The sequence below is a fragment of the Geodermatophilus nigrescens genome (assembly GCF_900129495.1).
Classification (GTDB): Bacteria; Actinomycetota; Actinomycetes; order Mycobacteriales; family Geodermatophilaceae; genus Geodermatophilus; species Geodermatophilus nigrescens.
In genome coordinates this window covers 42,924-58,985 of record NZ_FQVX01000004.1, presented here as the reverse complement: position 1 = coordinate 58,985, position 16,062 = coordinate 42,924, and the positions used below count along the sequence as shown (strand labels likewise).

Here is a 16,062-nt window from a genome sequence, read left to right as displayed (position 1 = left end):
CGCGTGGTTCCACGTGGAACGCGGCGCCGGACCGGCGGGGGTCAGACCAGCAGCTGCGCGGCGGCGAGCTCGCGGTACAGCGGGCTGGTGTCGACCAGCTCGGCGTGGGTCCCGCGCGCGACGACGCGGCCGGTGTCGAGGACGACGATCTGGTCGCTGTCGAGCACGGTGGACAGCCGGTGGGCGACGACGAGCAGCGCCCGGTCTGCGGCCGCGGCGGCCAGCGTCTCCCGGAGCAGGTTCTCGTTGCGGGCGTCGAGGCTCGCGGTCGGCTCGTCGAGCAGCAGCAGGGCCGGGCGGGCCAGCAGGGAGCGCGCGATCGCCAGCCGCTGCCGCTCGCCGCCGGACAGCAGCACGCCCTCGTCGCCGACCGGCACGTCGAGCCCGCGCGGCGAGCGCTGCACCACGCCGGTGAGGCCGACGTCGGCCAGCACCGCCCACAGCTCGTCGTCGGCGGCGTCCGGCGCGGCCAGCAGCAGGTTCTCCCGCACGGTGCCGGCCAGCACCGGCGCCTCCTGCTCGACGTAGCCGAGCCGCGCGCGCAGCGCCGCCCGCGGCAGCTCCCGGACGTCGGTGCCCGCCCACCGGATCGTGCCGCCCGACAGCGGGTAGAAGCCCTCGACCAGCGCCAGCACCGTCGACTTGCCGGCACCGGACGGGCCGACCAGCGCCACGCGGCTGCCGGCCGGCACCGACAGCGACACCCCGTCGAGGACGCGGGTGCCGTCGGGGTAGGCGAACGAGACGTCGTCGAGCTCGAGCAGCGGCACCCCGGCGGCCGGGGCGCGCGGGGCGGCGGTCGCGCCGCCGACCTCGGCGACGTCGTCGCGCTCGGGCTGGAGGACCAGCACCTCCTGGATGCGGGCCAGCGCGCCGAGGCCGGTCTGCAGCTGCGTCCAGGCGCCGACGGCCTGGGCCAGCGGCATCACCAGCAGGAACAGGTAGAGGATGAACGCGACGAGGTCGGCGACGGCGATCGAGCCGGTGGCCACCCGGTAGCCGCCCAGGCCGAGGACGGCGAGGAACGCGCCCTGGACGGCGATCGCGCCGGCCGGCGCCACGAACGCCTCCACCCGGGCCACCGAGACCCCGGCGCGGTAGGCGCGCTCGGCGCTGGCGCCGACGGTGCCGACCTCGCGCGCGGTGGCGCCGCTGGCCCGGATGGTGCGCACCGCCGACAGCGCCCGCTCGACGGCCGCCGTCATCGCGCCGACCTCCTCCTGCGCCCGGCGCGACAGCTTCCGGATCCGCCGGCTGCTCGCCACGACCACGGTCAGGCCGACCGCGACGGCGGTGACCGTGACCAGCAGGAGCCAGACGTCGACGAGCGCCATGGCCACCAGCGCGCCGACCGCGACGACCGCCGACCCGACCACCTCGACCAGGCCGGAGGTGACCGTCGCGCGCAGCAGGGTGGTGTCGGCGCCCACGCGGGACATCAGGTCGCCGGTGCGCCGCCGGTCGTACTCGGCGACGGGCAGCCGCAGCAGCCGGTCGGCGACGGTCCGGCGGGTGGTGAGGACGACGCCCTCCCCCGTGCGCTGCAGCAGGTAGGACTGGAACGCGTTGAGCACGGCGCCGGCGACCAGGACCAGCAGCAGCGCCGCGACGGCGGGCAGCAGCGGCCGGCCCGCACCGACGGCGGAGATGACCCGGCCGGTGAGCGCGGGCTGCGCCAGGGCCGCGGCCGCGCCGACCAGCGACAGGCCGGCGGCGGCCAGCAGCGCCCGCCGGTGCGGACGGACGAGCGGCAGCAGCTCGCGGAGGCCCGCGGACGTCGCGGGCTCGGCGGGGACGGTCACGGTGGGGTCGCCGGCCGGCCGCGGCTCAGGCGGCGCCGGCCAGGGCGGCGACCATCGCCGTCAGCAGCCGGGCGTGGTGCTCGATGAGGGCGGGCCGGTGCCCGTCGGGCCGGACGGCGGCCAGGTGGCCCGCGGCCGCCCAGAACTCGTCGCCGTCGTCGCTGTGCAGCAGCAGGTCGCGCACGGCCGGGTCGGCGACCAGGCGGCGCACCGCCGGGCCGTCCTCGGCGGTGAGCAGCACCCACCGGTCGTCGAACGCCTGGTCGCCGCTGGGGACGTGCAGCAGCCCGCCGGTGCGGTGCCGCCAGAACCGCGCCGGGGACAGCCGCAGCCCGGGCGGCAGCGGCACGAGCACGGGCGCGGCGGTGACCGCCCACTCCGGCACCGTGTAGCGCTTGTCGGTGTAGGCGACGTCGAACGCGACGAGCTCGAGGTTGCCGGCGCGACCGCGCATCACGCCGGCCGCGCGGTGGTCGCGGCTCGCGCGCACCGGCGCGGAGGCGACCAGCTCGGCCAGCACGGCGTCCTCGGGCGCGGTGCCGTCGGAGATCGTCCAGCCGTGCTGCAGCGCCCAGCCCTGCGCCCCGACGGTGTCGCCCCGGTAGGCGAAGACCTGCTCGACGACGCCGGGCGTGCGCGGCCGCGGCCCGCCCGGGGCCGCCGGCGACCAGGACACCACCGGCCCGCCGGCGGACGGGTCCCGCCGGACGCCGCCGGGGGCGTCGGGACCGTCGTCGCCGAGGGGACCCGGCTCCGGCCGGCGGGGGTCGTCGTCGCGGGGGTCGTCGCGGGGGTCGTCGTCCCGGGGGCTGCTCATCGCTGTTCCGTCCTCATCCGTACGTGTCGCGGGGCCCCCGCCCGCGGACCGACCGCGGGCCCTTCTTCCAGCTGGGGGCCGTCGGTCCGACAACGCGCAGCCGGGTCACGACGTCCCCGCCCACCGACGCGCGCAGCTTGGCGAGGATCGTCGGCGCGAGCAGGCGCAGCTGGGTGGCCCAGGCGGTGGACTCCGCGACGACGAGGAGCTCGCCCTCGGTGAGGGTCTCCGGCCGGCAGTGCGAGGCGATGTCGGCGCCGACGATCGCCGACCAGCGGCCGAACACCGCCCCGACGCGGGTCTGCTCCGACCAGTCCTGGGTGCTCACCAGGGAGTCGACCAGCCGGCCCAGGGGCTGCGGGTCGTCGTCGCCGGGGCGGGGGCCGGTCCAGCGACGGCGCGGGCCGGCCACCCGGCGGCGGGTGGGCGCGGGCCGTGCGGCGGAGGCCGCGCGGGCCGCCTCCAGCGCGGCGCGGGCGATGTCGCTGGGCCGGGCCGGCCGGTCCTCGCTCACGGGGACCCTCCCTCGTCGTCGGCCGTGTTCTCGACCGTCAGGATCGCGTGTCCGCCGCCGACCTCCACGCGGGCGCCCCGGAGCTCGGGCGGGACGTCGTCGAGGACGGCGGCGGTGATCAGCGTCTGCTCGGCCGAGCGGGCGACGTCGGCCAGCGCGGCCCGCCGCCCGGCGTCGAGGGTGGCGAAGACGTCGTCGAGGACGAGCACGGGCTCCTCGCCGTCGGCCCGCAGCAGCGCGAAGCAGCCGAGCTTGAGCGCCAGGGCCAGCGACCAGGACTCCCCGTGGCTGGCGAAGCCCTTGGCCTGCGCGGGGCCCAGGTGCAGCACGAGGTCGTCGCGGTGCGGGCCGACCAGCGTCATCCCGCGGTCGACCTCGTCGCGCCGCCGCTCGGCGATCCGCTCGCGCAGCGCCGCTGACAGCTCGCCCGCCGTCGGCGTCGCCGCGCCCTCGGCCAGCGGCGCGCCCTCGCCGGCGAGCGGCACGGTGCTCGCGTAGCCCAGCCCGGCGACGGCGGCGCCCGCGCCGGCGACCGTCGCGTAGGCCCGCGCCACGTGCGGCGCGAGGTCGGCCACCAGCGCCAGCCGGGCGGCCAGCAGCTGCCCGCCGAGGTCGACGAGGTGGGCGTCCCAGACGTCGAGGGTGGCCAGCGCGTCCCCGCGGGCCATCCGCGCGGTCTTGAGCAGGGCGTTGCGCTGCTTGAGCACCCGCTCGTAGTCGCTGCGCACGCCGGCCAGCCGCGGGGTGCGGCTGACCAGCAGGTCGTCGAGGAACCGGCGCCGCTCGGCCGGGTCGCCGCGGACCAGCGCGAGGTCCTCCGGCGCGAACAGCACGCTCTTCACCAGGCCGAGCAGCTCCCGCGGCCGGGCCAGCGGGGAGCGGTTGACCCGCACCCGGTTGGCCCGGCCGGGGTTGATCTCCACCTCGACGAGCAGCTCGCGGTCCTCCCGGCGCAGCGCCGCCCGGACCACCGCCTGGGGCGCGCCGTGCCGCACGAGCGGCGCGTCGCCGGAGACCCGGTGGCTGCCCATGGTCGCGAGGTAGCCGACCGCCTCGACGAGGTTGGTCTTGCCCTCGCCGTTGCGGCCGACGAACACCGTCGGCCCCGGCCGCAGCGTCAGGTCGACCCTGTCCCAGCTGCGGAACCCGACGAGCTGGAGGTGCCGGACGTACACGTCAGCACCCGGCCGGTGGTGAGGTGCTGGAACGGCCCCCCTGCAGGGCCCCGCCGCGAGCCTGCGAGGGGTGGGGGGCAGGGGGGTCCTCCATCACGCCGGGCGCTCGACCTCCTGCGCCTGGATCGCCTGGACGGCGTGCCCGCCGAACTGGTTGCGCAGCGCGGCGACCGCCTTCATGGTCGGCGAGTCCTCCTGGCGGGAGGAGAAGCGGGCGAACAGCGACGCCGCGATGGTCGGCATGGGGACGGCGTTGTCGATCGCCTCCATGACCGTCCAGCGGCCCTCGCCGGAGTCCTCGGCGTAGCCCCGGATGCGCTCGAGGGCCGGGTCCTCCTGCAGCGCGCGGACCAGCAGGTCCAGCAGCCACGAGCGGATGACGGTGCCCTGGGTCCACGAGGCGACGACGCCCGGGACGTCCTCGATCAGGTCGACGGCGGCCAGCAGCTCGTAGCCCTCGCCGTAGGCCTGCATCAGCGCGTACTCGATGCCGTTGTGGACCATCTTCGCGTAGTGGCCGGCCCCGACCGGGCCGGCGTGCACGAAGCCGGCGCCCGGGATCGCCTCGCCCGACTCGTCGGTGGGCGCGGGCGGCTTGAGCGCGTCGAAGACCGGCTGCACCTTCGCGACGTCGTCGGCCGAGCCGCCGACCATCAGCGCGTAGCCGTTCTCCAGGCCCCACACGCCGCCGGAGACGCCGGCGTCGACGTAGCCGATGCCCTTCTCGCCGAGCATCTCGGCGTGCACCTTGTCGTCGGTGAACTTGGAGTTGCCGCCGTCGACGACGACGTCACCGGGCTCGAGCAGCTCACCGAGCTCGCGCACCGTCTGCCGGGTCGGCTCCCCGGCGGGGACCATCACCCACACCACGCGCGGTGCCGAGAGCGCGCCGACGAGCCCCTCGAGGCTGTCGACGTCCCGCTTGCCGGGCGCCCGGTCGTACCCCACGACCTCGTGGCCGGCGCGGCGTACCCGCTCGGCCATGTTGCCGCCCATCTTGCCCAGCCCGATCAGCCCCAGCTGCACGGTTCTTCCTCTCGTCGCACACCGTCGTCGTCATGCGGGCGCACGCGCCGGTGCGGGTGCCCGCGGGGTGCGGTGCCCGGGCGCACGGCCCGGGACACCTCCGTGGAGGGCCCGATCGGGCCCCGTCCTGCGGTCTGGGATCAGCCGGGGAGACGCACCGGCATGATCAGGTACCGGTAGCTGCCGGGCCGCTCGGCCGGGCGCGAGGCGCCGTCGTCGTCGGTGGCCGGGTCCTCGACGCCGGAGAGCACCGCGGGCTTGAGCGGGCTGGTGAAGTCCATCCGCGCGCGGCCGGTGTGCACCGCGGCGAGCCCGTCGAGCAGGAACGTCGGGTTGAAGCCGATCGTCAGCGGGTCGCCGTCAAAGTCGACGTCGCAGCGCTCCTCGGCCTGCCCCTCGTCGTCGCTGCCGCCGGCGCGCAGGGTGACCTGGCCGGGGGTGAACTCGCAGCGCAGGGGCGTGCCCCGCTCGGCCACCAGGGCCACGCGCTTGGCGGCGTCGGTGAACTGCGCGACCGGGAGCGTGGCGTTGGCCGCGGACTCGCTCGGCATGATCGCGCGGTACTTGACGAACTCGGCGTCGAGCAGCCGGGTGGTGGTCTGCCGGTCCTTGCCCGACAGGCCCAGGATGCCCTCGCCCGAGCCGCCGGAGGACAGCGAGACGGTGATCTCCGGGCCGCTGGTGAGCGTGCGGGCGGCGTCGGCGAGCGTGCGCGCCGGGACCAGCACCGCGGCCGAGGTGCCCGGGGTGTCCGGCCGCCAGGCGAACTCGCGCACCGCGAGCCGGTAGCGGTCGGTGGCCGCCAGGGTCACCCGGTCGTCGTCGATCTCCAGGCGGACGCCGGTGAGCATGGGGAGGGTGTCGTCACGGCCGGCGGCGACGGCGACCTGGCCGACCGCCTCGGCGAAGACGTCGCTGTCGACCACGCCGGCCGACGAGGGCATCGACGGCAGGGACGGGTAGTCCTCGACCGGCAGCGTCGGCAGGCTGAACCGCGCGTTGCCGCAGGTGATGGCCAGCCGTGGGCCCTCGGCGCGGATGTCGACCGGCTGCGGGGGCAGCGCGCGGGTGATCTCGGCGAGCAGCCGGCCCGGCACCAGCACGCGGCCGGCCTCGGCGGCCTGCACGTCGACCTCCGCGCGGGCGGAGACCTCGTAGTCGAAGCCGGACACCGACAGCTGGCTGCCGTCGACCTCGAGCAGGATGCCGGCGAGCACCGGCACCGAGGGCCGCGGCGGGAGGCTGCGCGCCGTCCACGCGACGGCATCGGCGAGCACCTCGCGTGTCACCCGGAACTCCATGACCGACCCACCCCAGCTCTGCACGGTCCACTGCTGTCTCTGCGCACCGCTCCCCGGCGTCCGTGCTCACCGGGGTGGTGCTGTCCGTCCTGCGCGGTTCATCGTGCCCGTCGGTGCACGGCCGGGGGAACCCGGGACCCGATCAGGTGTCCCGTCGCCGCCGTGATGCCGCCGGGGTCGCTGTCCTGTTCCTGCTCCTGTCGTCGCTCTCGTCCTCGTCCCCGTCGTCGCGTCCCCTGCTCCTCGTCGCTGCTCTTCATCGCCTGGAGGCCCCCGGGCCGGGACTTCCCCACCCCTACTGGGGTTAAAGGAAATCTCGATCTCTATCCCTCATCTCCGTCATCACCGGTGTGGAAGCTGGGGATCGAGGCCCTTCGCGCAGGTCAGCGCCCGAGTCGACATGTTGGCCCGCTGTGGGGAACCGGCGTGCTCCTGTTGTCGACACGTGGACATCTCGACGGCCGTGCACAACGACCCCCGCGGATCCACGTCCTGTCCCCGTCCCACCCCCTGCCCGTCCCCAGTCCGTGCCCAGGCCGTGTCCCAGCCCGCCGGCGGCGGCCGCGCCGCGACCGCCGTGGGGTGGGGACGCAGGCCTCCGGAGGGGACGAAGGCGCAGGTCGGGACGGGAGCGAGGTGCTCCGTACACACACTGGGGAGTTCCCTGGGGACGGCACCCCGTGCCAGGCCGCTCGCGACGGCGGCGTCACGCCCCGATCACGATCTCCCCAGGGTGTGCACATCCCTGGGGACAACTCGGCGCGATGTCGACAGCCGGGAGGCCGGTCACCGCCCGTCAGCCGCGGGACGACGGGAGCCGGAGGTGGCCGCCCGGGCCCCGGTCCCCGTCCTCCGGCTGTGGACATCCCGGCGCGGGACCCCTCCGTGCCGGCGGGACGGCGCGGGCCGGGCGCGGGTTACTGGCGGGCGCGGCTCTTGATGCGGGCGGTCAGCTCGGTCACCTGCGTGTAGGTGGCCCGGCGCTCGCTCATCAGGTTGGTGATCTTCTTGACCGCGTGCATGACCGTGGTGTGGTCCTTGCCGCCGAAGGACGCACCGATCCGCGGCAGGGACAGCTCGGTGAGCTCCCGGCACAGGTACATGGCGATCTGGCGGGCGTTGACCAGCGTGCGGCTGCGGTTGGCGCCCTGCAGCTCCTCCATCGTCACGGAGAAGTACTCCGCGGTAGCCGCCATGATGATCGCCGCGGTGATCTGCGGGCCCTGCTCGTCGCTGATCAGGTCCTTGAGCACCAGCTCGGCCAGCGGCAGGTCGACCTGCTGCTTGTTGAGGCTGGCGAAGGCGGTGACCCGGATCAGCGCGCCCTCGAGCTCGCGGATGTTGGTCTGCACCTTGCTGGCGATGAACTCCAGCACCGGGTCGGGCACCTGCAGGCGCTCGCCGTAGGCCTTCTTGCGCAGGATCGCGATGCGGGTCTCGAGGTCGGGCGCCTGGACGTCGGTGATCAGGCCCCACTCGAAGCGGGTCCGCAGCCGGTCCTCCAGCGTCGTCAGCTTCTTCGGCGCCCGGTCGGAGGTGATGACGATCTGCTTGCTCGCGTTGTGGAGCGTGTTGAAGGTGTGGAAGAACTCCTCCTGCGTCCGCTCGGCGCGCTCCAGGAACTGGATGTCGTCGATCAGCAGGAAGTCGATGTCGCGGTAGCGACGGCGGAAGTCCTCGGCCCGGCCGGAGTGCACCAGGTTGATGAACTCGTTGGTGAACTCCTCGGTGCTGACGTAGCGCACCCGCACGTTGGGGAACATCCGCGCCGCGTAGTGGCCGATCGCGTGCAGCAGGTGCGTCTTCCCCAGCCCGGAGTCGCCGTAGACGAACAGCGGGTTGTAGGCCCGCGCCGGGGCCTCGGCGACAGCGACCGCCGCGGCGTGCGCGAACCGGTTGCTGTTGCCGATGACGAAACTGTCGAAGACGTACTTGGGGTTCAGGCCCGGGTCCAGGCCCGCCGGGGGACGGCGGTCGCCGAACAGCGGCACCGCGCCGCCCCCGGACCGCGCCGGGCCCCGGTCGCGCCGGCCCTCGGGCTCGTCGGCGGGCGGGGCGTCGTCGCCGAGGTCGAAGGGCAGCACCTCGGCGCCCTCCCCCGGCCGGACGCCGCGCCGGCGGCCGCGGCCGCGCACGGCGGGGCTCCAGTCGGTGCCGCCCCACTCCCCCGCGCCGTCAGCGGACGGCTCGGCCGCACGGGTGTCGGCCGGCCGCGCGGTCTCGTAGCGGGCGGCGTCGGCGTAGCGGTCGTCGCCACGGCGGTCGTCCGCACGGCGCTCGTCGGCGCGACGGTCCTCGGCACGGCGGTCGTCGGGGTACCGGCCGTCGCCGAAGCGCTCGTCGGGGTACCGGACGTCCTCCCGCCCGCGCGGCGCCTCGGCCCGCGCGCCGTCGAAGGGACGGTCGTCGAAGGGGCGGTCGTCGAACGGGCGGTCGTCGAAGGGACGGTCGTCGAAGGCGGGACGGTCGTCGTAGCCGGGGGCGCCGTCGCGGGGCGCGCGCTCCAGCGGGCGGGCGTCGCTGCGGACACCGAAGGCGCTGCGGCCGTCGTCGGCCCGCTCGCGGTCCTCGTCGGTCGGCTCGGGGACCGGCGGCGTCCACGGACGGCGGGTCGGGGCCTCGGGCTCGGTGGCGCCGGCGGGGGCGTCCTCCAGCTGGATGGCGACGCCGATGTCGCGGCCGAGCTGCTCGGACAGCGCCTCGGCCAGCACCCGGCGCATGCGGGACTCGAGCACGGTCTGGGTGAACTCGTTGGGGGCGGCCAGCACGGCGGTGCCCCCGACGAGGCCCACCGGCCGGGTCAGGTTGAGCATCGCGTTCTGCTGACGGGTCAGGCTCGTGGCCAGCCGCTCGCGGACCGAGTCCCAGACCTCCGCCAGGTCCTCCGTGGCATCGGCCATGACCGTGTCCTCCCCAAGCTGGTGCTGTCCCCGTGGTCCGACCGTCCCGCGCGTCCCGGGTCCCCGGTGCCGCGGCGCCCGGGTGTGGACGTCCGGACACACGGGATCCACACGAGTGTCCACAGGCTGTGCACGACCGGCGACACGGCGCCTTGTCGACTCGCCGCTGGCGGGTCGGTCCCGGCGTCGTCGCTGATCGGGAGGGAGGTCGTGATACGGCTCGAGGCGGACGGCGGTCAGGTCGACCGGGTGGTCGGCCCCCGTGCCGGGCAGGTCACCCGGACCGGAGCGACGGCGACGCTAACAGCCCCGTCCACAGCCCGGCAACGACGTCCCGGCGCCCCGGTGGCCCCCGGTGTGCGTGTCGTTCGGCGTGTCGTCCCCTCCCGGTCGGCGCGTCGCCACCAACCGTCCGCCCCGGGGGTGCAGCCTGAGCGGTCGCACCGGGCCCGGTCCCCGGCCGGGTCCCGTACCGGGCGCCCGGTCGGAGGGGCCGTCGCCGGTCCTGGCCGTCCTCCCCGCCGCCCTGGTTATGATGGGCGGAGTCCGTGTACCCGTCGGGGTGCCCGGAGACCAGCCTCCGGGGTCGCGCGGAGCGGCGAGTGCCGTCCCGCCCCGTACCCCGCAGCGTGCCTGCCCACCGGCGGGTCCGCACCACCGACGTCCTGCCGTAGGAGTTCCCCGTGAGCAAGCGCACCTTCCAGCCGAACAACCGCCGGCGGTCCAAGACCCACGGCTTCCGGCTGCGGATGCGCACCCGTGCGGGCCGCGCGATCCTCGCCGGCCGCCGCCGCAAGGGTCGCGAGAAGCTCTCCGCCTGAGGTGCTGCCCGCGCAGGCCCGCCTGCGCCGGCGTCCGGAGTTCACCGCGGTCGTCCGGTCCGGCCGGCGGGCCGGTCGGCCGACCATGGTGCTCCACTACCTCCCCGTCCGACCCCCGGCCAGCGCGGCCGGGGGTCCTGACGTGTCCGGGGACGGTCCGGCCGCAGCGTCCGGCCCCCGGGCCGGCTTCGTCGTCGGCAGGGCGGTGGGCAACTCGGTGGTCCGCCACCGCGTGACCCGGCGCCTGCGCGCGGCGGTCCGCGAGGAGCTGTCCCGCCTGCCCGCCACGGCCGACCTCGTCGTCCGCGCGCGGCCCGAGGCCGGCACCGCCGACTCGGCGGTGCTGCGCCGCGACCTCGCCGCGGGCCTCGACCGGCTGCTGCGCGAGCGGACGCGGTCGTGACCGGCGGAGCGGGGCCCGGACCCCGTCGCCGCGGCCCGGTCGCCCGCGCCCTGCTCGCGGCGATCGGCTTCTACTCCCGCGCGATCAGCCCGGCCCTGCCGCCCCGCTGCCGCTTCGCGCCCACCTGCAGCGCCTACGCCGCCGAGGCGGTCGCCGTCCACGGCGCCGCCCGCGGGTCGTGGCTGGCACTGCGGCGGCTGCTCAAGTGCGCACCCTGGCACCCCGGTGGCTTCGACCCGGTCCCGGCGCCGCGCGCCGGGCGGGCGACCGCCGGAACCGGCGGCGACGGCCGCACGTCGATGACAGCGACGCCCGCGGGACCGGTTCCCGCGGCGCCCGCCGCCGACGGCGCCCGTCGCCCCGCCCCCGAGACCCCGCCGGCTGACCGCCGGACCCCGCAGCAGGAGGCTGGCGTTGCTTGACTGGCTGTACACCGCGATCGCCTTCGTCATGAAGACGTGGCACTCGGTGTTCTCGACGTTCCTCGACCCGGCCGCCGGCATCACCTGGGCGCTGGCGATCGTGTTCCTCGTCGTCACCGTGCGCCTGATCCTGTTCCCGCTGTTCGTCAAGCAGGTCAAGAGCCAGCGGGCGATGCAGGAGATCCAGCCGGAGATCCAGAAGCTGCGCAAGCAGTACGGCGCCGACCGTCAGGGCTTCAGCCAGGCGATGATGGCGCTGCAGAAGGAGCGCGGGGTCAACCCGCTGGCCGGCTGCCTGCCGATCCTGCCGCAGATCCCGGTCTTCCTGTCGCTGTTCCACGTCCTGCGCCGGCTGCGTCCGGGCGCCGACGGCCTCTACAGCTGGTCCGACGAGCTCACCGACCAGGCGGCGCGGGCCGAGCTGTTCGGCGCGCCGATCTCCTCGTCGTTCAACATGACGGGGCAGAAGGCCACCGACATCCTCGCCCTGCCCGGTGTCTCCCAGGGCGGCATCCGCACCGTCGCGCTGATCCTCATGGTGATCATGTGCGTCACCACGTACATCACGCAGAAGCAGATCATGGCGCGCTCCGGCCCGGTCGAGGGCCAGGCCGCGATGGTGCAGAAGCTGCTGCTCTACGGCATGCCGATCAGCCTCTTCGTCACGGGCTTCTTCTTCCCGATCGGCGTCCTGCTCTACTGGATGACCAACAACCTGTGGACGCTGGGCCAGCAGTTCTTCATCCTGCGCAAGCTGCCCCCGCCCGGCTCCCCCGCCGCGCTCGCCAAGGCCGCCGCCGACAAGCCGGCGATCGACCCGAAGACGCTGGCCCCCAAGCCCGGCGCCAAGCCGGTCCGCCCCGGTAGGAGCGGCCGCCCCGCCACCCCCGGCGTCGCCCTGACCAAGGACGGCAACGGCACCGACGGCGCCACGGGCGCGGCCACCGGCGGCGCGACGGCCGGCGGCACGCCCGCCACGGGCCCCGCGGACGGCCCACCCGCCGACGGCACGCCCGCGAACGGCACCGGCGCCGGGGGCGCGACCGCGTCGGGCAGGTCGGGCAACGGGTCCGGCGGCTCCGGCGGCGCGTCGGCCAACGGCGCCGGCAGGGGCAACCGCCCCGGCCGCCCGCCGCACGGCCGCGCGGCCGGCACCGGCGGGAAGAAGAAGCGCCGCTGACCCCTGCGTCCCGCGGACGCACCCGCCGGCCCCGAGCCGCCGTCCCCGCGACGGCGCCGGCCGGCTCCTGACCCCCGGGTACGCCCGGCTGCCCGCACCGACTGGAGGTCCCTCCGTGAGCGTTCCGCACCAGCCCGCCGGCGACACCGCCGCGACCGCCGAGGTCACCGCCGGCGCCGTCCTGAGCCCGGCCACCGGCCCGGTCGCCGACGTCGAGCTCCCCGACACCGACGAGACCGGCGCCGACGCCGCGCTCGAGCCGGCCGTCGAGGGCGTGGCCCCCCGCGGCACCGACCTGCTCGTCCGCGAGGGCGACGTGGCCGGCGACTACCTCGAGCGGCTGCTCGACATCCTCGACGTCGACGGCGACATCGACCTCGACGTGGAGGGCGACCGGGCCTCGGTGGCCATCGTCGGCGGCGAGCTCGACGACCTCGTCGGCTCCGACGGCGCGGTGCTCGAGGCGCTGCAGGAGCTCACCCGACTCGCCGTCGCCCAGGCCACCGGCGTCCGCAGCCGGCTCATGCTCGACGTCGGCGGCTACCGCGCGAAGCGGCGCGCCGACCTCACCTCCATGGCCGCCGACACGGCCGCGCGGGTGGCCGGCAGCGGGCAGCCCGAGCGGCTGTCGCCGATGAACCCCTTCGAGCGCAAGGTCGTCCACGACGTCATCGCCGGCGTGGCCGGCGTCCGCAGCGAGTCCGAGGGCGAGGAGCCCGCCCGCCGCGTCGTGGTCCTGCCGGAGCGGTGAGCGGCCCCTCCGAGCAGGCGGCCGGCGCCCCGTCCGCCCCACCGGCCCCGCCCGTCGCACGCGACGTCTTCGGGGCGGCGCTGCCCGACGCCGAGCGCTACGTCGCCCGGCTGGCCTCCGACGGCGTCACCCGCGGCCTGATCGGGCCGCGGGAGGTGCCGCGGCTGTGGGAGCGGCACGTGCTCAACAGCGCCGCGGTGGCCGAGGCCGTCCCCGACGGCGCCCGGGTCGTCGACGTCGGCAGCGGGGCGGGCCTGCCCGGCATCCCGCTGGCGCTGGCCCGACCCGACCTCTCGCTCGCCCTCGTCGAGCCGATGGCGCGGCGGGTGGAGTTCCTCGAGGAGGTCGTCGCCGAGCTCGGCACCGGCTGGCGGGTGGTCCGCGGCCGCGCCGAGGAGCGCTCGGTGGTCACCGCGGTGGGGCCGGTCGACGTCGTCACCGCCCGGGCGGTCGCGGCGCTCCCCCGGCTGGTCGGCTGGTGCCGGGGCCTGCTGCGCCCCGGCGCTCGGTTGGTGGCCCTGGTCGGCGCCCGCGCGGTCGAGGAGCTGCCGGCGATGCTCCCGCAACTGACCGCCGCCGGGATGCGCGACGTCCACGCGCGGGCTGTCGGTGCCGGGCTCGGGGACGCTGCCACTACCGTGGTGGTCATGACGCGCGGCACGCGGTGACCGCTCGGCTACGCCGCGTTCCACGTGGAACGCACAGAGCAACCCGTACCCGTTCCACGTGAAACGGGACGGCAGGGAGGACCCCCGATGACCGACCCGGGCCAGCGGCTGCGGAGCAGCCTCGCGGCCGACTCGTCGGCCAGTTCCGGCGGCGCGGAGTTCGACAGCCCCATCGCGATGGAGGCGATGCGGGCCACCCGCGTGCTGCACGCCGCCGACCAGGAGCCGTTCCCGCCGCCGGGCCGCATCCGGGTCATCACGGTCGCCAACCAGAAGGGCGGCGTCGGCAAGACCACCTCGACGGTCAACCTCGGCGTCGCGCTGGCGCTGTTCGGCCTGCGGGCGCTGGTCATCGACCTCGACCCGCAGGGCAACACCAGCACGGCGCTCGGCGTCGAGCACACCGTCGGGACGCCGTCGATCTACGACGCGCTCGTCGGCGACAGCTCGCTGGCCGACGTCGTGCACCCCACGACGGCGAGCCCGCTGCTGCGCTGCGTCCCGGCCACGATCGACCTGGCGGGCGCGGAGATCGAGCTCGTGTCCGTCGTCGCCCGCGAGTACCGCCTGCGTCGGGCCATCGAGGGCTACATCCAGGGCCTGCCCGAGGACCAGCGGCCGCACTACGTCCTCATCGACTGCCCGCCGTCGCTGGGCCTGCTGACGCTGAACGCGCTCGTGGCCGGCGACGAGGTGCTCATCCCCATCCAGTGCGAGTACTACGCGCTGGAGGGCCTCGGGCAGCTGCTCAACAACATCGAGCTGGTGCGGGCGCACCTCAACCCGGGGATCGCCGTCCGCACCATCCTGCTGACGATGTACGACGCCCGGACCAAGCTCGCCGACCAGGTCGCGGAGGAGGTCCGCAGCCACTTCGGCGACCTGGTGCTGACGACGGTCATCCCGCGCAACGTCCGGGTGTCCGAGGCGCCGGGGTACGGGCAGTCGGTGCTCACCTACGACCCGGGCTCGCGCGGGTCGACCAGCTACGTCGAGGCCGCCCGCGAGCTCGCCGAGCGCGGCGTGCACCTGCAGCCGGAGCGCGACCCCCGGCCGATGGGCCCGCCGTCTCCCCCGCCGGCCCCGGCCACCGCGCCGATGCCGGCCATCCGGCCGTCCTCGGGCCCGCCGTCGGGTGCCCTGAAGCGCGCCTTCCCCGAGTCCGACGCCGGCGTCCTGCCCGTCCCCACCTCCGAGGAGACCCGATGAGCAAGCGTGGCGGCCTGGGCCGGGGCCTGGCGGCGCTCATCCCCACCGCTCCCCCGGTCGAGCAGCCGACGCTGCCCCAGACCGAGGCCGCGCCCGCCCCCGAGGCGGGTGGGGCCCCGGAGACGGGTGGGACGATGGCGGGCTCCCCGGTCACCCTCCTGCCCCCCGCCGCGCAGGCCGCGGCGACCGTCGCCGCCCAGGCCGAGGCGGCCGTCGGGGTGCCCGGCGCGCAGCTGCGCGAGGTCGCGGTCACCGACGTCGTCCCCAACCCCCGCCAGCCCCGCCAGGTCTTCGACGACGAGGCGCTGGAGGAGCTCACCTACTCGGTGCGCGAGTTCGGCCTGCTGCAGCCGATCGTCGTCCGCGAGCGCGGCAGCGACTCCGGCGGCGGCTACGAGCTCATCATGGGCGAGCGGCGGCTGCGGGCCGCCCGCGCCGCGGAGCTCGAGACGGTGCCGGCGATCGTCCGCGACACCGAGGACGACGCGCTGCTGCGCGACGCCCTGCTGGAGAACATCCACCGGGTCCAGCTCAACCCGCTGGAGGAGGCCGCGGCCTACCAGCAGCTGCTGGAGGAGTTCGGCGCCACCCACGAGGAGCTGGCCCAGCGCATCGGCCGCAGCCGCTCGCAGGTCACCAACACCATCCGGCTGCTCAAGCTGCCGGTGAAGGTGCAGACCCGGGTGGCCGCCGGCGTCATCTCGGCCGGCCACGCGCGGGCGCTGCTCGGGCTGGGCGACGCCGAGGCGCAGGAGGCGCTCGCCGGCCGGATCGTCGCCGAGGGCCTGTCGGTGCGGGCGACGGAGGAGGCGGTGGCCCTCGCCGCCGCCGAGCAGCCGGCCTCGCGCCGGCGCGCCCGCCGGATCAGCGCGCCCGGCGTCGAGGACCTCGCCGGCCGGCTGTCCGACGTCTTCGAGACCAAGGTCAAGATCCAGATCGGCCGGGCGAAGGGGCGCATCGTCGTCGAGTTCGGCTCGGTCGACGACCTGCAGCGCATCATCGGCCAGATGGCGCCGGACATCACCGGCCGCCGCGAGGACGACGAGGAGTCCTGAGACGACAGCGCCCGGGTT

General features: G+C 76.0%; 15 protein-coding genes. 8 read left to right on the top strand and 7 right to left on the bottom strand.

Annotated features, from left to right (window positions below; genetic code table 11):
- Nucleotides 1-41: 41 nt before the first annotated feature.
- From BUE37_RS19320 to dnaA, 7 genes are all read right to left on the bottom strand, one after another.
- Nucleotides 42-1,802, bottom strand: coding sequence for an ABC transporter ATP-binding protein (locus BUE37_RS19320; protein WP_073422080.1), 1,761 nt, complete (start codon nt 1,800-1,802; stop codon nt 42-44).
- Nucleotides 1,803-1,827: 25 nt separating this feature from the next.
- Nucleotides 1,828-2,619 carry a hypothetical protein gene (locus BUE37_RS19315; protein WP_175562936.1) on the bottom strand — a complete coding sequence of 264 codons (792 nt, stop codon included), beginning with the start codon at nt 2,617-2,619 and terminating at the stop codon, nt 1,828-1,830.
- 13 nt (nt 2,620-2,632) lie between these two features.
- Complete coding sequence (locus BUE37_RS19310) at nt 2,633-3,133, bottom strand: DciA family protein (RefSeq protein WP_073422079.1); 501 nt, start codon at nt 3,131-3,133, stop codon at nt 2,633-2,635.
- Entirely contained in the window at nt 3,130-4,308 is a 1,179-nt protein-coding gene (recF, locus tag BUE37_RS19305; RefSeq protein ID WP_073422078.1) for a DNA replication/repair protein RecF, read from the bottom strand. The genes BUE37_RS19310 and recF overlap by 4 nt, the downstream gene beginning before the upstream one ends.
- A gap of 93 nt (nt 4,309-4,401) precedes the next feature.
- Nucleotides 4,402-5,334 (bottom strand): phosphogluconate dehydrogenase (NAD(+)-dependent, decarboxylating), encoded by a 933-nt coding sequence (gene gnd / locus BUE37_RS19300; RefSeq protein WP_073422077.1) that lies wholly within the window; start codon nt 5,332-5,334, stop codon nt 4,402-4,404.
- 140 nt (nt 5,335-5,474) lie between these two features.
- Nucleotides 5,475-6,659, bottom strand: a complete 1,185-nt coding sequence (gene dnaN, locus BUE37_RS19295; protein WP_245794771.1) for a DNA polymerase III subunit beta — start codon at nt 6,657-6,659, stop codon at nt 5,475-5,477.
- 893 nt (nt 6,660-7,552) lie between these two features.
- Nucleotides 7,553-9,535 carry a chromosomal replication initiator protein DnaA gene (gene dnaA / locus BUE37_RS19290; RefSeq protein ID WP_073422075.1) on the bottom strand — a complete coding sequence of 661 codons (1,983 nt, stop codon included), beginning with the start codon at nt 9,533-9,535 and terminating at the stop codon, nt 7,553-7,555.
- A gap of 683 nt (nt 9,536-10,218) precedes the next feature.
- On the opposite strand from dnaA, the gene rpmH reads away from it, so the two are divergent.
- From rpmH to BUE37_RS19250, 8 genes are all read left to right on the top strand, one after another.
- On the top strand, nt 10,219-10,356 hold the full coding sequence (rpmH, locus tag BUE37_RS19285; RefSeq protein WP_040338882.1) for a 50S ribosomal protein L34: 138 nt from the start codon (nt 10,219-10,221) through the stop codon (nt 10,354-10,356).
- Nucleotides 10,295-10,759 (top strand): ribonuclease P protein component, encoded by a 465-nt coding sequence (rnpA, locus tag BUE37_RS19280; RefSeq protein ID WP_342742291.1) that lies wholly within the window; start codon nt 10,295-10,297, stop codon nt 10,757-10,759. The genes rpmH and rnpA overlap by 62 nt, the downstream gene beginning before the upstream one ends.
- Entirely contained in the window at nt 10,756-11,181 is a 426-nt protein-coding gene (gene yidD, locus BUE37_RS24920) for a membrane protein insertion efficiency factor YidD (RefSeq protein WP_073422073.1), read from the top strand. The genes rnpA and yidD overlap by 4 nt, the downstream gene beginning before the upstream one ends.
- Nucleotides 11,174-12,361: a membrane protein insertase YidC gene (gene yidC / locus BUE37_RS19270; protein WP_073422072.1), complete on the top strand. Its 1,188-nt coding sequence runs from the start codon at nt 11,174-11,176 to the stop codon at nt 12,359-12,361. The genes yidD and yidC overlap by 8 nt, the downstream gene beginning before the upstream one ends.
- Nucleotides 12,362-12,476: 115 nt before the next feature.
- Nucleotides 12,477-13,112 (top strand): Jag family protein, encoded by a 636-nt coding sequence (locus BUE37_RS19265; protein WP_245794769.1) that lies wholly within the window; start codon nt 12,477-12,479, stop codon nt 13,110-13,112.
- Complete coding sequence (gene rsmG, locus BUE37_RS19260) at nt 13,109-13,780, top strand: 16S rRNA (guanine(527)-N(7))-methyltransferase RsmG (RefSeq protein WP_073422071.1); 672 nt, start codon at nt 13,109-13,111, stop codon at nt 13,778-13,780. Before BUE37_RS19265 ends, rsmG begins: the two co-directional genes overlap by 4 nt.
- Before the next feature lie 87 nt (nt 13,781-13,867).
- Nucleotides 13,868-14,989 carry a ParA family protein gene (locus BUE37_RS19255; RefSeq protein WP_073422070.1) on the top strand — a complete coding sequence of 374 codons (1,122 nt, stop codon included), beginning with the start codon at nt 13,868-13,870 and terminating at the stop codon, nt 14,987-14,989.
- Complete coding sequence (locus tag BUE37_RS19250; RefSeq protein WP_073422069.1) at nt 14,986-16,044, top strand: ParB/RepB/Spo0J family partition protein; 1,059 nt, start codon at nt 14,986-14,988, stop codon at nt 16,042-16,044. The genes BUE37_RS19255 and BUE37_RS19250 overlap by 4 nt, the downstream gene beginning before the upstream one ends.
- The last annotated feature ends 18 nt before the right edge of the window (nt 16,045-16,062 follow it).